We start from the raw sequence: 17,817 nt of genomic DNA, 5'->3' as shown, positions 1-17,817 counted from the left end.
TTACATACATCAACCTTACATACCTTCAAAACCTCTCTTCTACTTTCGTTTTTATCTTTATTTTATGCCTCTCTACAAAATATGGTAACTCCTGTACCTAATTAGCGTATCAAGATTAAGCTTCTTTTTTAATAAATCTAAACATGAAAAACCCCTAGAACAGCTACCTATTACTCATTCTAGTGGTTTCTAAGGGCCTTTATCAATTCATCTTTACTCATATCGCTCCGGCCTTCAATCCCGATCTCCTGGGCTTTCTTATAAAGTTCCTCTTTGGTACGCTCTTCATATTTATCGGCTTTTCCACCTTTTTCACCAGAATTGGGGTCGTTTGCAATTCGTGCTGCTTTAGATTTACTCATTCCTTTATCCCTTAATTCCTCGTATTGCTCATCATTTTTAATAGATGGTCCATGATCTTTAGCCATAATATTATTTTTTAGGTTTCTTCTATTCTTAAATTTAAAAGAATTAACACGGAAGCTTAGTTGTAGCTTTGTTAAAATTGGAAAGGGCTTCGGCTTTAAAATGAATTATAAAATTTATGAAAATCTCAGCTTTAGGCATCAAAACCTTGTGAAAAAGAATTAATAAGCAAACTACTTCGAAGCAAGGTCGGAGAATATAATTCCATTTCGAGCCAAGCCTAAGAGGCCGGATAACTATCGGGATAAATCTATCGATTATCGAGTAAAAGGGGCATTAGCCCCTTTTTGTATACAGAAAGAGACTGTTTGAAAAAACTCTTTTTCATCAAGCTGAACTTGTTTCAGCTTCTAACATGAATTAAATTCTAAACATCTTAGATCCTAAAATAAATTCTGGATAACGGTTTTAACAAAAAATCAAACAGCCTCTTTGGTTAAAAAAAAACCTGACTTAAGTATATTCTATCTCTTAACTGCTGTACCTGTTTTTCTACTTCGGCTTTGGTACCGGTAAAAGTTTTTTGCTGTACTGCAGTTTTTCCTTTTTCAGTAGTAGTAATTCTTACTTTAGCAATAGTTTCATTTCCTTCCGAAATCATATTAACCTGGATTTCTTTGGAGCTCTCATCGGTTGAAGCATTATTATTTATAATCACCTCTTTTTTTATTGCAGTCTCTTCGTTGGGCACATCGGTTTGGGTATGTCCTCCTAAAATTGGTGCAATTACCAAACCGATTAAACAGGTTAATTTAATTAAAATATTCATAGAAGGCCCGGAGGTATCTTTAAACGGATCTCCTACCGTATCTCCGGTAACCGCGGCTTTGTGGGCATCAGAACCTTTATAGGTCATTTCTCCGTTTATCATCACTCCTGCTTCAAAAGACTTTTTAGCATTATCCCAGGCACCACCGGCATTATTTTGAAAAATTGCCCAAAGCACCCCGCTTACAGTCACCCCGGCCATATAGCCGCCAAGCATCTCTGCTATTAAAACATTCTCATAGCCAAAAAGCATAGGAAGTAGGGCGATGGCAATTGGAAAGCCAATGGTTAAAATTCCGGGTAACAACATCTCTTTTAAGGCCGCTTCGGTAGAAATAGCGACACACTTATCATATTCAGGCTTCGAGGTTCCTTCCATAATGCCTGGAATGCTTTTAAACTGTCGTCTCACTTCCTCTACCATTTTCATAGCTGCTTTCCCAACAGATTTCATGGCTAATGCTGAAAAAACCACGGGCACCATGCCTCCAATAAATAGCATCGCCAAAACCGGGGCTTTAAAAATATTGATTCCGTCAATTCCGGTAAAAGTTACGTAGGCAGCAAAAAGCGCCAGTGAGGTTAATGCGGCAGAAGCAATTGCAAAACCTTTTCCGGTAGCTGCAGTAGTATTTCCTACAGAATCCAGGATATCGGTGCGCTCTCTAACCTCGGCCGGCAGTTCGCTCATTTCGGCTATTCCCCCAGCATTATCGGCAATAGGCCCAAAAGCATCAATAGCCAATTGCATTGCTGTAGTGGCCATCATGGCTGAAGCCGCCAATGCAACGCCGTAAAATCCGGCAAAAGCGTAAGAGGCCCAAATAGCTAATGCAAATAATAACACAGAAAGAAAGGTAGAGATCATTCCGGTAGCCAAACCTGCAATAATATTAGTTCCGGCTCCTGTACTCGAATTTTGCACAATAGAGAGTACTGGTTTTTTACCTAGACCGGTATAATATTCGGTAACCGCCGAAATTACACCTCCCACTACTATTCCTACCAAAGAAGCATAAAACACCCTAATTGATGCGATTTCCATAAATTCAAAACCTTCAGATCCACCAACAAAGAAGCCCATAGTTAAGGTCTCTTTAGGTAGCATCCAGGTTACCAAAAAGTAACTGGCCACTGCTACCAGAACTATGGAGGTCCAATTACCGATATTCAATGCTTTTTGCACCTGGGCTTCTTTAGCCGAATTACTGCTTATTTTCACTAAAAGCGTCCCGATAATAGAAATAATAATACCGGCACCGGCAATAGCCATAGGCAATAAAATAGGACCAATTCCTCCAAACCCGGAATCGACAATATTTCCGCCCATATCTTCAATAATATAATTTCCTAAAACCATAGTAGCAAGAACGGTAGCCACATAACTCCCAAAAAGATCGGCACCCATTCCAGCCACGTCACCAACATTATCTCCTACATTATCTGCAATGGTTGCAGGATTCCTGGGGTCGTCTTCCGGGATTCCTGCTTCAACTTTCCCCACTAAATCGGCACCAACATCGGCAGCTTTTGTGTAGATTCCACCGCCAACACGGGCAAATAATGCAATAGACTCGGCACCCAGGGAAAAACCTGCCAGGGTTTCCAAAACAACGGTCATTTGAGTGGTATTACTCCACTGCCCACCCATAAAATAATGGTAGAATAAAATAAAAAATGTGGTTAGCCCAAGTACCGCTAAACCGGCTACGCCAAGACCCATTACGGTACCACCCCCAAAAGAAACTTTTAAAGCTTGTGGCAAACTGGTTCGGGCCGCCTGTGTGGTGCGCACATTACTTTGGGTAGCGATCTTCATCCCCATATTTCCGGCCAGGGCCGAGAAAAAAGCTCCAAAAATAAAAGCAACAATAATTAGGTAATGTGTGGTTGGCACAACATAGGCTATAGCTGCCAGGGCAATACTGGCCCCAACCACAAAAAAACTAAGTAATTTATATTCTGCATTTAAAAAGGCGAGTGCCCCTTCGTAGATATGTGAAGAAATATCTTTCATCTTGCCGTCCCCGGCATCCTGTTTAAGTACCCAGGAACGTTTTACCCACATAAAAACAAGACCTACTACTGCAAGTATTGCAGGCATATAAACCATTATTGATTCCATATTAATTGTTAAGTTTTAGTTAATATGGCTAATGTAGTAAATCACTGATAATTAAAAAAGCAATAACTTTTTAAGGTTATTGCTTTAAAATCGTCAAAATTATGTGACTGAAATTAAGGTTGTATTCCAAATTGACCTTTATCTCCATCAAAATTCTCAAAACGCTCTACGCATTGTCTTATAATTTCTTTGGCTTCTGAAGCATCGCCCCAGCCACCTACATCTACTTTTTTCTTCTCAAGATCTTTATAAACCTTAAAGAAATGCTCAATTTCTTTAATCATGTGGCCATTAAGTTCTTTAAGGTCATTCAACCTATTCCAAATAGGATCTGAAACCGGCACACAAATAATTTTTTCATCAGGTCCTTTTTCGTCGGCCATATGGAAAACACCAATTGGTTTAACTTCCATTACAACACCGGGAAAAGTTGGTTCACTCACCAATACCAAAACATCTAATGGATCGCTATCCTGGGCCAGGGTATTTGGAATAAAGCCGTAATCGGCCGGGTACATCATTGAAGAAAAAATCATCCTGTCGTAACGGACTTTCTTTAACTCAAAATCGTATTCATATTTGTTTCTACTCCCTTTTGGGATCTCGATTAATACATCAAAACTATCTGACATGTTCTTTCTATTTTTCTCATTTAAAGGCGGCAAATATAGTGAAATTCAGTATTAATTACGCCTATTTAGAAATGAAAACCAAAGGAGGCTGTTATGGCAAAAGATCGTGACTCTGGTACATTATAATAATTACCTCTAAAATGAGCTTCTACACTTAGAAATTTAAGAATATTTCCTATTCCAAGGCTATATTCGTAATAAGGTGTTTTGTTAGGTGCGCGAAATGGAATTTCAGAAGCATTTAGCGCTTTATTTGCTTCAGAAATTTCTCCCCAAACAGCCCTAACACCAACAAGTTCACGCAAATTTAATTCTCGCAAAAGCGGAATCCTGGCAAATAACCTTCCGTTAAAATTATGATCAAAATGTGCTGAAACATACGTATCAGTTACAAATTCATAGAAATTAAGTACCGGAAACGCATTATACATAGAAAAGTAAGTTTGGTTCCCGGGCACCACATTTAAAAGCCCCAGCGGAACTTCTCCGACGGTTTTTCCGGCTTCCATGCTGACATTTGCCCTACCAAAACCGCCAATTTTAAGTGGCTGATTGTAGAAAAACTGGATTTTCTTATAATCAAAATCGCTTTTCAATATGTCTTTTAAGCCCAGACTATAATTAAAAAAGAAGGTAGGAAATTCATCTTCATTAATTACATTTTGTTCTACCCCAAACCCGGAAGTTTGCCTACCCGGCGTATAGGCGAAAGTAGTTGCAATTTCTGTTTGCTTTATAGTTGAAGCGATGTTAGACTGCATTTTATCGGTATAATAGTCCAAACTAAAATCTGGAGAGGCCGAACTAAGCTCACGATAAGAAGCACCTACCCGAACCTTAAAATTATTCCAGGGCTCAATTTCAAGATTTACAGTATTTAAGTTTAAATGACTTAATTTAGTATTGTCTCCCACGCTCACAAGTCCTGAAGATGCCAAACTGCGTCCCAAAACATCGGTAGTATTACCGGTTAAACCGGCTCCTAACTGTACAATATCGCGTCTTTTTCCTCCAGAAATTATTAAACGCGAGCGCGCATCCAATAACCACTTCCCGGAAATTCCATATTTAAACTTTTCATCTAAAAAACCATACGCCAGATACCCCTCAATTCGCCAGGGGTCATGTTGCCCAAAATAAGTTCTTCCGCCTAAACGGGTTCTAAAACCCTCAACCTCATTATAATCGAACAAGGAATAGACAGGGCCAAAATCCCAGCCATTAAACTCTACATACCCCGATTCGGCTATGGTTGCAATATCATAAATTCTATTGAATGCGGGCACACTGGTTAGACTATCCAGCATCACATAAATATCCTCCTCTGCCCTATTAAGTTCTTCCAAACGGTTTTTATCCCAAAAATCCTGACCCCGCTGATAAACCTCTTTATTAAATCTATATGCCTGTTTGTCGTAAAATCCTTCTGCTTGCTTTAAATTAAATTGATACTCGTCAAAAACTTGAGTCCTTTTGGCATACACTCCTTTTGAAGTCTCTTTTTTGGTCAAAGAAAAATTAGCCTGGAAATAATCTTTGGATATTAAAAACACCGAATCGTTAAGTACCTCAAACTCCTGTTCTATATACAACTCCTTTACCCAGTTTATATTGGCATCGCGAGAAGCCTCAAGATTTATTTTCTTAATTGCCCAGGTAGTATCATTTACCCAAAAATCTCCTTTAAAAGTAAGCTCGTTTTCCCGGCGTGGATAGTAAATAATATTATAACACCACTTATTTTCTACATAAGCACTATCACTTAATACGTAATTGTAATTATTAATGCCGGTAGTAGAAAGCGGACTTACAAAACTTTTATCAAAAACCTTAATATAGTTGTTGTATACATTATACTCATCATACACATCTTTTACCGCAGCGATTAAATTTTGATTTTGATCAAAGCCTGAGTTTTTATTTCCTAAAAGATCTTCTCGTTTTTTATTTTCTACATTATCACCATATACCCTGGAAACCGATTCGTTTATAAAAACCGGTAAAATAGTCTTTCCGGTAATTCTATTGGTATCGGCATAATCAAATATGAATTCCATTCCGTTAAAAATTGGATTTTTCACTACTGAACTATCTATACCATCTAGTTCGAATTCCAGCTTTTCATATTTTTTATACTGATATTGTTTAAAGGCAGTAATACCGTTATCTCGCCTATTTTTCCAGATTTTTCTCAGGATATCTATAGCGGGATTATTCTTTTTAGAAGTTTTCCCTCTAATTATTTTCACTTCATCAAGGCTTGAAGCCTCTTGCTGCAATACTATCTCCAGTGAAAGATTACTTTTTTGCGGAAGTGGGATTATTTCGGTTTGATAACCAATAAAAGAAATTTTGAGTTCGGTATGGTTATTTTCACTTTGCAAATAAAACTTCCCATTTTCACCTGAGGTTGTCCCTTCCGAAGAATTATTAAAAATCACATTCACAAAAGGCAAAGCCTGGCCGTTTTCGTCTTTAACCACACCACCAACCCTGGTTTGCGATGCCATTATCGTATAGCAAAGCAAAAATAATAAGGAAAGATAAGTTGCTTTCGGCCTCATTGTTCTTCAGGACAAAAAAAAACTTCACCGAATCAGAATCCGATGAAGTTTTAGATTTATAAAAGTTCTCTCTATTTGCAAGCTTAACCTATAATTGGTGTTACTTATAGAGTTATGATTAATTACCTGTTTATTGCTAAGTTTTAAGTCCAGCATCCTGCTGGCTTTTTTAGTCAATATACATCACCTGTTTAACCGCTTTAATAACATCGTCGCTGTTTGGCAACCATTCTTTAAGCAATACAGGAGAGTAAGGTGCCGGTGTATCGGCAGTATTTATTTTTACAATTGGTGCATCTAAATAATCAAAAGCTTTAGACTGTACCTGGTAGGTGATTTCAGTAGAAATATTTCCAAAAGGCCAGGCCTCTTCCAAAATCACTAAACGATTGGTTTTCTTAACCGATTCGATAATAGTCTCATGATCCATTGGGCGAATAGTTCTAAGATCTATAATCTCACAAGAAATATCGTCTTCAGCCAATTTATCAGCGGCCTTATAAGCTTCTTTTATAATTTTTCCAAAGGAAACAATTGTTACATCACTACCTTCTCTTTTAATATCGGCTTTTCCTATTTCCAGTACGTACTCTTCTTCAGGTACTTCTCCTTTATCACCATACATTTGCTCACTCTCCATAAAGATTACCGGATCATCATCACGAATAGCAGCTTTCAGCAAACCTTTGGCATCGTAAGGATTTGAAGGTACAATTACTTTTAGACCCGGGCAGTTGGCATACCAACTTTCAAAAGCCTGGGAGTGCGTTGCACCCAATTGCCCGGCAGAAGCGGTTGGCCCCCTAAAAACGATAGGAATATTAAATTGGCCACCACTCATTTGGCGCATTTTAGCCGCATTATTTATTATCTGGTCAATTCCAACCAATGAGAAGTTAAAGGTCATGAATTCAATAATAGGCCTGTTGCCATTCATTGCCGAACCCACACCAATTCCAGCAAATCCAAGCTCTGCAATTGGTGTATCTATTACACGATCAGGGCCAAATTCGTCCAACATACCTTTAGAGGCTTTGTAAGCACCATTATACTCTGCTACTTCCTCGCCCATTAGATAAATAGACTCGTCTTTTCGCATCTCTTCGCTCATTGCTTGCTGAACGGCTTCCCTAAATTGAATTGTCTTCATTATATGCTATACTATTTAGATGTATCTTTTTAAACAACAAAAATAGTAATTCAATAAAGTTTTCCCCACTAATAATCCACAAAAATTTACAGGCCTTCCGTAAGTTCAACATTATAGCCTATTACCCCTAAGAAATAATTAATTTTTGGGAGTTTTTTAATCTTAAAATTGTCATATTTACAATATATTGATGGAATCAATAAAATTAATTTTGAAGAAAATTGCGAAATTTACTATGCATGCATAGCATTTTATGGATTAAATTATGTAACTTCGTGATGAAATTTGTTATAAATATAAAAAACTCGTTATAATGAAAATATTAGTATGTATTAGTCACGTACCTGATACTACCTCAAAAATCAACTTTACCGATGGTGATTCAAAGTTTGATACCAACGGAGTGAATTTTGTAATAAATCCAAATGATGAGTTTGGACTTACCCGCGCTATGTGGTTTAAAGAAAAACAAGGCGCAAGTGTAGATGTTGTAAATGTTGGGGGCGCCGAAACCGAGCCTACCTTAAGAAAAGCACTTGCTATTGGAGCCGATAATGCCATACGTGTAAATACGTTAGCTGTAGATGGTTTTCAGGTAGCAAAACAATTGGCAAAAGTTGCTAAAGAAGGAGAATATGACCTTATAATTGCCGGACGTGAATCTATAGATTACAACGGCGGAATGGTACCGGGAATGCTAGCAGCACTTCTGGACGCTAATTTTATTAACACCTGTATTAGTTTAGAGATAGAAGGCAACAAAGCTACAGCCGTAAGGGAAATAGATGGCGGTAAGGAAACTTTAACTGCCTCTCTTCCTTTGGTTATTGGAGGACAGAAAGGTTTGGTTGAAGAAAGCGATCTTAAGATCCCAAATATGAGAGGGATTATGCAAGCTCGTAAAAAGCCACTTAATGTTCTTGAACCCGAGGAAGCAGCTACGCAAACCGAAGCTGTGAAGTTTGAAAAACCGGCTCCTAAAGGAGATGTAAAACTGGTTGACCCAGAAAATCTTGATGAATTGATAGATTTACTTCACAACGAAGCCAAGGCAATATAAAATATAAATTACCTCACAAGTTTTCAAAACCTGTGAGCAATTACACTTAAAAAATAAAAATATATGTCAGTTTTAGTATATACAGAAACCGAAGATGGCAAGTTTAAAAAAGCTGCGTTTGAAGTTGCTTCTTATGCAAAGGAAGTAGCCGGCGGAGATGAAGTAGTTGCAGTAAGTTTTAACGCTGCCGATACTTCTGAGCTTGGAAAATATGGAGTTAGCAAAGTGCTAAATATCCAAAACGACAAACTAAGCAAGTTTAATGCTGAAGCTTATGCAGATGCAATTAAACAAGCAGCAGAAAAAGAAGGAAGTAAGCTTATTGTATTGAGCCAAAGCGCCAACAGTAAATATTTAGCTCCACTTTTGGCCGTGCATTTAAATGCAGGTTATGCATCTAATGTTATTGCAGTACCAGAGAGCCAGGAGCCTTTTACAGTTAAAAGGAGTGCTTTTACCAACAAAGCTTTTAATTTTACTAAAATCACTACCGATGTAAAAATTGTAGGTTTATCTCAAAATGCATTCGGTTTAAAAGAAAGTGAAGCTGCTGCTACCGCTGAAGATTTTTCTCCTGAGCTAAAAGAAGGAGACTTTACAGTAAATGTAGAATCGGTAGATAAAGCAAAAGACAAAGTAACCATTGCTGATGCAGAAGTAGTTGTTTCGGGTGGTCGCGGACTTAAAGGCCCTGAAAACTGGGGAATGATTGAAGAAATGGCCGATATTCTTGGGGCTGCCACAGCTTGCTCCAAACCGGTTAGCGATATGGGCTGGAGACCGCATAGCGAACACGTGGGGCAAACGGGAAAACCGGTAGCTTCTAACCTTTATATCGCAGTAGGAATTTCAGGAGCAATACAACATCTTGCAGGAATTAACGCTGCCAAGACTAAAGTGGTAATTAACAACGACCCGGAAGCACCTTTCTTTAAGGCCGCAGACTACGGAGTAGTTGGTGATGCTTTTGAAATTGTACCTAAGCTAAACGAAAAACTAAAGGAATTTAAAGCTAAAAACGCATAATTTTTATAACTTGCACCCTTTAAAAGGGCTGTCTAAAATACGGTGAAAGTCCTAAATTAGACAGCCCTTTTTAATTGATGATATATGAGTTTAGTGCGCCTTAATATAAAAGGAATTTCTTATAGCCAAACCCAAAACGGAGCCTACGCTTTAATTTTAAGCGAGGTAAATGGAGAACGTAAACTTCCCATAGTTATTGGAGCTTTTGAAGCACAATCTATCGCTATTGCTTTAGAAAAAGAAATAAAACCACCTCGCCCTTTAACCCACGATCTTTTTAAAAATTTCGCCGACAGGTTTGAAATTACGGTGAAGCAGGTAATTATTCATAAGCTGGTAGACGGTGTATTTTATTCCAGTTTGATTTGCGAACGCGATAAGATTGAAGAAATTGTAGACGCACGCACCAGTGATGCTATTGCCCTTGCCTTAAGGTTTGACGCTCCTATTTTCACGTATAAAAACATTCTTGATAAAGCAGGAATCTTTTTAAAAGGAGAGGAAGAAGAGCAAAAAACCGCTTCAGAAAAACAGGAGGAAGATATAATTTCAGAAGAGCTACTTCCCGACGATATTGATATAAAATCTGACGATACTGACTATAAAAAGTTATCCTTAGACGAACTTAAAAATATGCTTTCCCAGGCCGTAAACAATGAAGATTACGAAAAAGCGGCGCGCATACGGGACGAAATTTCCAAACGCAAATAATGCTCCCATTTATGAATAAAACCTGGTTTTGCCTGATTTTAGTTCTTTTAAGTGTGACCGGCACTTTTTCCCAAAATATTTCAAAAACCTGGACTCTTGATAAAGAACAAGACAACCAGGAGACTTTTGCGCAGGGACACAACTTACATTTAGATGAAGGCATCTTTAACATTAGTACAGCTAAAGATACACTTGCCTCAGGAGATTATATTCTACAAAACAAACTTCTCGTTTTATTTTACAGCCCACCTCAAGACAGCATTGTAAATTACAGAATTTCTGCGCTTACAGATTCCAGCATGACGCTAAAGGAGGCTGATAAAGAATTTTACTTTAAAACCGAAGATTTTAACAATCTCGAAGAGGTTGTTCCTGCTAAATTGGCAAAAGAAATGGTGCCCAGTGCCGGGATATCCTTTAATAGTATTTGGAGGGGAGCATTAGGCATGCTAAGCTTATTATTTATTGCTTTCTTATTTAGCAGCAATCGCAAAGCCATTAATTGGAAAACCATTGGCATTGGACTTAGTGCACAATTATTATTGGCAATTGGCGTTTTAAAGATTAGTTTTATTCAAAAAATATTTGAATTTATAGGAAATATATTTGTACTAATTCTTGATTTTACAGCCGCAGGAAGCGAATTTTTACTTGGCGGAATGATGGATGTAGACAGTTTTGGTTTTATTTTCCTTTTTCAGGTATTACCCACTATTATCTTCTTTTCAGCATTAACCTCTGTATTATTTTATCTTGGAATTATTCAAATTGTGGTGAAGGGAATGGCGATGATACTTACCCGTTTAATGGGAATATCGGGAGCCGAAAGCTTAAGCGTAGCAGGAAATATATTTCTTGGACAAACCGAAGCCCCACTTATGATTAAGGCCTATTTGGAACGAATGAACCGTTCTGAAATTTTACTGGTTATGATTGGCGGAATGGCTACCGTTGCAGGTGGTGTGCTCGCAGCATATATTGGTTTTTTAGGAGGTGACGATCCAGAACTAAGGCTTCAGTTTGCAAAACATTTACTGGCAGCTTCAGTAATGGCAGCGCCCGGCGCCATTGTGGTTTCTAAAATACTATATCCCCAGGAAAATAAAATTAATACCAATGTGGAGGTATCTTCAGATAAAATTGGTTCAAATATCCTTGACGCTATAGCCAACGGAACTACCGAAGGTTTAAAACTTGCCGCAAACGTTGCAGCCATGCTCCTGGTTTTTATCGCTTTTATAGCCATGATCAATTATATTTTAAACTGGACAGGGTCCTGGACCGGTATAAACGCTTTTCTAGCCGAAAACACCCCCTACTCCAGCTTTTCACTTGAAGCTATTTTAGGAACAATTTTCGCCCCCCTAATGTGGCTTATTGGTGTTGCTAAAGAAGATATGATGCTCATGGGGCAATTGCTGGGAATAAAACTGGCTGCAAGTGAATTTGTAGGCTACGTACAACTGGCCGATCTTAAAAACACCGCAAATGCACTTAGCCTTAATTATGAAAAATCTGTGATTATGGCCACCTATATGCTTTGTGGTTTTGCAAATTTTGCCTCTATAGGAATTCAAATTGGCGGTATTGGATCTCTCGCCCCGGGACAAAGAAAAACCTTATCAGAATTTGGAATGAAAGCGCTAATTGGCGGGACTATCGCCTCTTTGCTCTCTGCCACCCTTGCCGGGATGATAATTGGGTAATTTATTAAAAAATCTTTAAGAATTGTATTTGAACAGCTTTTGCTATTTTAGCAAAACTAATCTTCTGCAGCGCAAACTTATGAAACAGTACCACGAACTTTTACAGCATATTTTAGATAACGGAACCGACAAAGGCGATAGAACCGGCACAGGCACCAGAAGTATCTTCGGGCATCAGTTAAGGTTTGATCTTAGCAAAGGCTTTCCCATGGTCACTACCAAAAAACTACACCTAAAATCTATTATTTACGAACTCTTGTGGTTCTTAAAAGGCGATACCAATGTAAAATACCTCCAGGAAAATGGGGTGCGCATTTGGAACGAATGGGCAGACGAAAATGGCGATTTGGGCCCTGTTTATGGCAAACAATGGCGAGATTGGAATGGCGAAGAAATTGACCAGATCAAAGAAATTATAGAAACCTTAAAAAAGAATCCTAACAGTCGCAGAATGTTGGTTTCGGCCTGGAACCCATCAGTTCTTCCAGATTCTTCTAAATCATTTTCAGAGAATGTAGCCAATGGAAAGGCAGCACTGCCACCCTGTCACGCTTTTTTCCAATTCTATGTTGCCGATGGAAAACTTTCGCTTCAACTTTATCAAAGAAGTGCCGATGTATTTCTTGGGGTACCTTTTAATATTGCTTCGTATGCATTATTAACTATGATGATGGCACAGGTTTGTGGGTATGAACCGGGGGACTTTATTCATACATTTGGCGATGTTCATATATATAATAACCATATGGAGCAGGTAAAACTGCAACTTTCCCGAGAGCCCAGGGCGCTTCCAACTATGAGCCTTAACCCCGAAATAAAAAATATTTTTGATTTCGATTATAAAGATTTTAAATTAGAGAATTATAATCCGCACCCGGGTATTAAAGCCAAGGTTGCGGTGTAATCTATAATTATCTAATTAAAATTTTAAAATTTATGAAAAAGTTATTGCTTATCGCAAGTTTAGTAGTTGGAGGTTTAACCAGTGTTCAGGCCCAGCAAACTTCTCCGGTTTGGCCAGGCTGTGAAGACTCCGAAGACTTAAAAGCCTGTTTTAATCAAAAACTATCTCAACACGTAAGAGAAAATTATGAGTATCCTCAAACCGAAGACGGTGATTATGTGCGGGGAAAAGTAAAAATCTCTTTCACCATTACTGAAGAAGGAAAAGCCGTAGTAAAAAAGGTAGAAGGATCTGAGCCAAAAGTAAATGCTGCAGCCAGAGAAATGATTGAAAAGATTCCTGATATGGAACCTGGAACCTTAAATGGCGAACCAGATGACCGCAATTTCACCGTCCCATTTAATTTCTAGAGAACAGCTCTACAACCACTAACAGCCCGAGCCATGAAAAAATTAATGTTCTGCTTCTTTTTATTAACCGGCACTTTTTTGTTTGCCCAAAACGACGTAGAAGTTAAAGGAAATACGGTTACGGTAAAGGAAAAGGCACCGGTTTGGCCGGGATGTGAATCTAGCGAAGATCCAAAAAAATGTTTCAATCAAAAATTGATGGAACATGTAAAGTCTAATTATAAATATCCTCGTAACAATAAGGGGGAATTTATAAGAGGAAAGGTGGTTGTAAAAATGCATATAGATGAAGAAGGTAAAACAGTAATCAATACTGTTAAGGGCGATAAAAAAGAAGTAATTGCCGCAGTAAAAGAAATGCTTAAAAAGATGCCTAAAATGAAACCGGGCACTCGTGGCGGAAAGCCTACAAAAATAAGCTACACCCTCCCTTTAAATCTATAAGGGTCTCATTATACTTTAACTTGGCGTTAACTAGCTTAAGTTTTAGACCGAAAGAAAAAATTGTAAATTTGAGTGATACCCAAAAAGGTATCACTCTTTTTTATGCAATCACAAAAACAATTACTCGACTTTTTTAATAAAACCAGGGCACAATCTGAACTGATTTGTTCCTTTTTGGAAACAGAAGATTATGTGGTGCAACCAATAGAAAATGTGTCGCCCCCAAAATGGCACCTTGGGCATACTACCTGGTTTTTTGAGGAATTTGTTTTAAAACCACACCTAAAAAATTATCAACTTTTCGATAAACATTCGGCTTACGTTTTTAATAGTTACTACGAAAGTGTAGGCGATAAAGTAATAAGGACCAATCGTGGTAATTTATCGCGACCAACGGTAGCCTGGGTTTATAAATACCGAAATTATGTTTCAAAAGCTATGGAACAATTTCTTAAGGAGAGCAGTATTTCTAAAGAGTTATGCAGCATAATTGAGATAGGTTGCCATCATGAGAAACAACACCAGGAACTCTTATTAACAGATATCAAGTATATTCTTGGAAACAACCCGCTATTTCCAGAATATAACGATCAGTTTAAAGAAAATCCCATCCAGGATTTTAAGCAGGAATGGATCTCAATTTCTAAAGGCGTTTATGAAATAGGCCATAAATCTAATGACTTTTGTTATGATAACGAGCAGGGGGCTCATAAGGTCTACCTAAATGATTTTAAAATTTCAAATAAACTGGTAACCAATGCCGAGTTTATTGAATTCATTGCGTCGGGGGCTTATAAAGATGTGCTATTATGGCACGCCGAAGGCTGGGACTGGATTAATTCTAATAAAATTGAAGCTCCGTTTTACTGGCACAAAATAGATGGAGAATGGCATCAATACACTTTAAACGGACTTACAAAACTAATCCCGGAAGCTCCATTAAGTCATATTTCTTATTATGAAGCATTTGCTTTTGCGCAGTGGAAAGGTTTAAGATTACCCACAGAATTTGAATGGGAAACCGCACAAAAATATTTTAAATGGGGAGACCGCTGGGAATGGACAGAAAGTGCTTATTCACCCTACCCTAATTACACCAGGCCTGAAGGCGCATTGGGTGAATACAACGGAAAATTCATGGTAAACCAAAAAGTTTTACGAGGAGCTTCAGTTGCCACTTCCCAAAAGCATACACGCCACACATATCGCAATTTTTTTCATCCACATTTACGCTGGCAATTTACGGGATTAAGACTGGCCAAATAACCAAAAAACTAAATGAAAACCACACCTACTACATTCCAATCGGCGTTTGAAGAAGACGTTTACAAAGGCCTAACCAGTTTTCCGAAATATTTACTTTCCAAATATATTTACGACAAAAAAGGGGATAAACTTTTCCAGCAAATAATGGAAATGCCTGAATACTATCTTACTAACTGCGAGTTAAACATACTGGAACATCATAAAGCTGCTATTGCCGAAATATTTAATAAAGAAGGAGGATTTGACCTTATTGAATTAGGAGCAGGAGACGGAAAAAAAACCAAAATCCTCTTACAACATTTGGTAGCTAAAAAATACGATTTCAATTATCTACCTATAGATATTAGTCAGCATGTACTGGAAGAATTACGAGATTCTTTAAGGAATGAAATACCCGAAGTGAAGGTAAAAATTCAACAGGGCACTTATTTTAAAACCCTCGAAAACCTAGCCGATTATAACAATCGCCGTAAAGTAATCCTGGTGTTGGGCTCCAATATTGGGAATCTTTTACACGAAAACGCAATAAACTTTCTTCGTAATATTCAAAAAGCCATGAATTTTGAAGACCGTCTATTTATGGGTTTTGATCAGAAAAAAGATCCGCAAAAGATTTTAGACGCTTATAACGATAAGACCGGCATTACAGAAGCTTTCAACAAAAATTTACTGGCAAGAATAAATAGAGAATTAGACGCCAACTTTAATTTAGACAATTTTAAACACTGGGAAACCTATAACCCCGAAACCGGAACCGCAAAAAGCTATTTGGTAAGTAGAGTAAAGCAAAAAGTGGCTATTAAAAAGCTAGAGCTAGAGGTATGTTTTGATGCGTGGGAAAGCATACATACCGAAATTTCTCAAAAATACGACGATGCCGTGGTAGCCTGGCTGGCCAAAGAAGCCGGTTTAGAGATTCAATCCAGTTTTCAGGACCAGGATAACTGGTTTAAAAACTATATATTCAGGAAAAAGCATTAAACCCCAAATTCCCTTAATTGTTTTAGGAGGAAATGCAGCTCCTCTTCAGTATTAAAATAGTGAAAACTTACGCGAACCCCACCACCCCGCATAGAAGTAATAATGTTTTTACTTTGTAAATGCCGGAATAGCTTTTCTCCTCCTTTAATATTAAAAATTGAAGAATGTGTTTTTCTATTTACAACGCTTTCTTCCAGTAAATCCATTTCTGTGAATTCACTTTTAGCCTTGTTGCTTAAAGATTCAATTCTTGCGGAAATCTCTTTTATTCCATTTTTTTTGATCAATTTTAAGGCTTCAGCTAAGCTTCCGTAATTTAAGGTATCTTGATGCCCCGGTTCAAATTTCCCTATAAAATTACCTTCATGGGCTTTATATTTACCCCGTAAAGAGCCAAAACCTAAAGTTTTTGGACTAATCCTATTTTCCATTTCTTTTTTAAAGAGCATAAAAGCATTGCCATAGCCGGCATTTAACCATTTATAAGTACTGCAAATAAGCACATCGAGCCCACTCTCCTCAAAATTAAATTCTTCGGTACCGCAATATTGGGTTGCGTCGGCAATAAATAAGGTATGAGGATATTCTTGTTTTAGTTTATTAACAAAACCAAGGTCTATTTTTATACCATTAAGATATTGTACAATACTAAAAGCAAAAAAATCGGGTTGTTGCTTTTTAAAGGCTTCAGCTATATTTTCTTCAAGGTTTTCGTTAATTTCAGCATATTCAATTTCAAAATTCCTGGATGTGACTGCCCAGTTTAATGACGGATAATCATTTTTAAGCAAGAGCGCTTTTGGGTGTTTATCCAGCCCCTCCAATAAAGTACTAATCCCAAAGGAAAAATTAGGAACCAAAGCCACCCGGGCCGGGGCACATTTAAAGACTTCGCCTACCAATTCACGGGTTTCGGTTAGTGCTTCGGCTTGTTTTTCTTTAAATACACTGGCCCCTAGTAGAAAATCCAGGTCATGATTTTGCCTAAACTCCCAAACCGCTTCGGGCAATAAACCTGAAGCTGCGGTATTTAAGTAAGTGTATTGTTCCAATACCGGAAATCCTTTTCTTAAATTCTCCATAATCCTATGTAAATTGTTAACGAAAACTGTAAATTTGGTATAGACACTAAAGTACTTCTTATTATGTTTTCTAAAAAGAAAAACACTTCCAAACTCGATGCCGAGCAACGAGAACTCTATGAAAATGCGCGTAAACGTACACTTCAAAAAAAGAGGTTATTTCAACATTTTATTATTTTTCTAATTGGTGCCGTTTTCCTTATTGTTTTAAATGTAGTGATTGGTTACAAAGAAAACTTTATGCCCCTTGGCTATAATTGGTTTGTTTGGGCAATTTTAATTTGGAGCTTTCTACTTTTAGCCCACGTTTTTAATGTTTTTATTACCAATAAATTTTTAGGAAAAGAATGGCAGGATAAACAAATGAGTAAATTAGTACAAAAACAAAAGGAAAAGATTGCGAAAATGCAAAAACAGGTAGAGCAGGATTTCCCTGCAAACCCTCCTTTGCATAAAAATACTGCTGAACCGGAGGTTAAACCTGAATTAAAAGCAGACAACGAGCGATTTAAACCAAAACCCAACCAGCCCGATAAACCGGATCAACCTTACAATACCTAAA

At 37.7% G+C, this 17,817-nt stretch carries 16 protein-coding genes; 10 read left to right on the top strand and 6 right to left on the bottom strand.

The annotated features are described in order from the left end of the window. Nucleotides 1–179 precede the first annotated feature (179 nt). The 5 genes from I6U50_RS05455 to I6U50_RS05435 all read right to left on the bottom strand — a co-directional run bounded on the left by I6U50_RS05455 (nucleotide 180) and on the right by I6U50_RS05435 (nucleotide 7,665). On the bottom strand, nucleotides 180–428 hold the full coding sequence (locus I6U50_RS05455) for a DUF7218 family protein (RefSeq protein ID WP_198638119.1): 249 nt from the start codon (nucleotides 426–428) through the stop codon (nucleotides 180–182). 434 nt (nucleotides 429–862) lie between these two features. Next, on the bottom strand, nucleotides 863–3,319 hold the full coding sequence (locus I6U50_RS05450; protein ID WP_198638118.1) for a sodium-translocating pyrophosphatase: 2,457 nt from the start codon (nucleotides 3,317–3,319) through the stop codon (nucleotides 863–865). Nucleotides 3,320–3,432: 113 nt separating this feature from the next. Further along, nucleotides 3,433–3,951, bottom strand: a complete 519-nt coding sequence (locus I6U50_RS05445; RefSeq protein WP_193711655.1) for an inorganic diphosphatase — start codon at nucleotides 3,949–3,951, stop codon at nucleotides 3,433–3,435. A gap of 65 nt (nucleotides 3,952–4,016) precedes the next feature. Further along, nucleotides 4,017–6,515: a DUF5686 and carboxypeptidase-like regulatory domain-containing protein gene (locus tag I6U50_RS05440; protein ID WP_198638117.1), complete on the bottom strand. Its 2,499-nt coding sequence runs from the start codon at nucleotides 6,513–6,515 to the stop codon at nucleotides 4,017–4,019. Nucleotides 6,516–6,684: 169 nt separating this feature from the next. Next, nucleotides 6,685–7,665, bottom strand: a complete 981-nt coding sequence (locus tag I6U50_RS05435; protein WP_198638116.1) for a pyruvate dehydrogenase complex E1 component subunit beta — start codon at nucleotides 7,663–7,665, stop codon at nucleotides 6,685–6,687. A gap of 313 nt (nucleotides 7,666–7,978) precedes the next feature. Here I6U50_RS05435 and I6U50_RS05430 point away from each other — a divergent pair, with 313 nt between their 5' ends. The 9 genes from I6U50_RS05430 to egtD all read left to right on the top strand — a co-directional run bounded on the left by I6U50_RS05430 (nucleotide 7,979) and on the right by egtD (nucleotide 16,173). Beyond that, on the top strand, nucleotides 7,979–8,725 hold the full coding sequence (locus tag I6U50_RS05430; RefSeq protein ID WP_193711658.1) for an electron transfer flavoprotein subunit beta/FixA family protein: 747 nt from the start codon (nucleotides 7,979–7,981) through the stop codon (nucleotides 8,723–8,725). A gap of 63 nt (nucleotides 8,726–8,788) precedes the next feature. Next, nucleotides 8,789–9,751, top strand: a complete 963-nt coding sequence (locus I6U50_RS05425) for an electron transfer flavoprotein subunit alpha/FixB family protein (protein ID WP_198638115.1) — start codon at nucleotides 8,789–8,791, stop codon at nucleotides 9,749–9,751. Between the two features lie 84 nt (nucleotides 9,752–9,835). Beyond that, the gene (locus I6U50_RS05420) at nucleotides 9,836–10,462 is read left to right on the top strand and encodes a bifunctional nuclease family protein (protein WP_198638114.1); all 627 of its coding nucleotides are present in this window, start codon (nucleotides 9,836–9,838) and stop codon (nucleotides 10,460–10,462) included. Between the two features lie 11 nt (nucleotides 10,463–10,473). Continuing rightward, the gene (locus I6U50_RS05415) at nucleotides 10,474–12,168 is read left to right on the top strand and encodes a NupC/NupG family nucleoside CNT transporter (protein ID WP_198638113.1); all 1,695 of its coding nucleotides are present in this window, start codon (nucleotides 10,474–10,476) and stop codon (nucleotides 12,166–12,168) included. Between the two features lie 79 nt (nucleotides 12,169–12,247). Then, nucleotides 12,248–13,072: a thymidylate synthase gene (locus I6U50_RS05410; protein ID WP_198638112.1), complete on the top strand. Its 825-nt coding sequence runs from the start codon at nucleotides 12,248–12,250 to the stop codon at nucleotides 13,070–13,072. Nucleotides 13,073–13,104: 32 nt separating this feature from the next. Then, nucleotides 13,105–13,482 (top strand): energy transducer TonB, encoded by a 378-nt coding sequence (locus I6U50_RS05405; RefSeq protein WP_198638111.1) that lies wholly within the window; start codon nucleotides 13,105–13,107, stop codon nucleotides 13,480–13,482. Between the two features lie 33 nt (nucleotides 13,483–13,515). Then, entirely contained in the window at nucleotides 13,516–13,926 is a 411-nt protein-coding gene (locus tag I6U50_RS05400) for an energy transducer TonB (RefSeq protein WP_232805884.1), read from the top strand. Between the two features lie 102 nt (nucleotides 13,927–14,028). Then, nucleotides 14,029–15,192, top strand: a complete 1,164-nt coding sequence (egtB, locus tag I6U50_RS05395; RefSeq protein ID WP_198638110.1) for an ergothioneine biosynthesis protein EgtB — start codon at nucleotides 14,029–14,031, stop codon at nucleotides 15,190–15,192. Nucleotides 15,193–15,204: 12 nt separating this feature from the next. Then, nucleotides 15,205–16,173 (top strand): L-histidine N(alpha)-methyltransferase, encoded by a 969-nt coding sequence (gene egtD / locus I6U50_RS05390; protein ID WP_198638109.1) that lies wholly within the window; start codon nucleotides 15,205–15,207, stop codon nucleotides 16,171–16,173. Here egtD and I6U50_RS05385 read toward each other — a convergent pair. Continuing rightward, the gene (locus I6U50_RS05385) at nucleotides 16,170–17,255 is read right to left on the bottom strand and encodes an aminotransferase class V-fold PLP-dependent enzyme (RefSeq protein ID WP_198638108.1); all 1,086 of its coding nucleotides are present in this window, start codon (nucleotides 17,253–17,255) and stop codon (nucleotides 16,170–16,172) included. The two genes, egtD and I6U50_RS05385, sit on opposite strands and share 4 nt — an antisense overlap. A gap of 63 nt (nucleotides 17,256–17,318) precedes the next feature. On the opposite strand from I6U50_RS05385, the gene I6U50_RS05380 reads away from it, so the two are divergent. Next, nucleotides 17,319–17,816 (top strand): 2TM domain-containing protein, encoded by a 498-nt coding sequence (locus tag I6U50_RS05380; protein ID WP_198629342.1) that lies wholly within the window; start codon nucleotides 17,319–17,321, stop codon nucleotides 17,814–17,816. Nucleotide 17,817 lies beyond the last annotated feature (1 nt).

The sequence above is a fragment of the Salegentibacter maritimus genome, from assembly GCF_016236975.1.
Lineage (GTDB): Bacteria > Bacteroidota > Bacteroidia > Flavobacteriales > Flavobacteriaceae > Salegentibacter > Salegentibacter maritimus.
The sequence above is the reverse complement of the archived record's forward strand: the minus strand, read 5'-3'. Positions and strand labels throughout refer to the sequence as shown.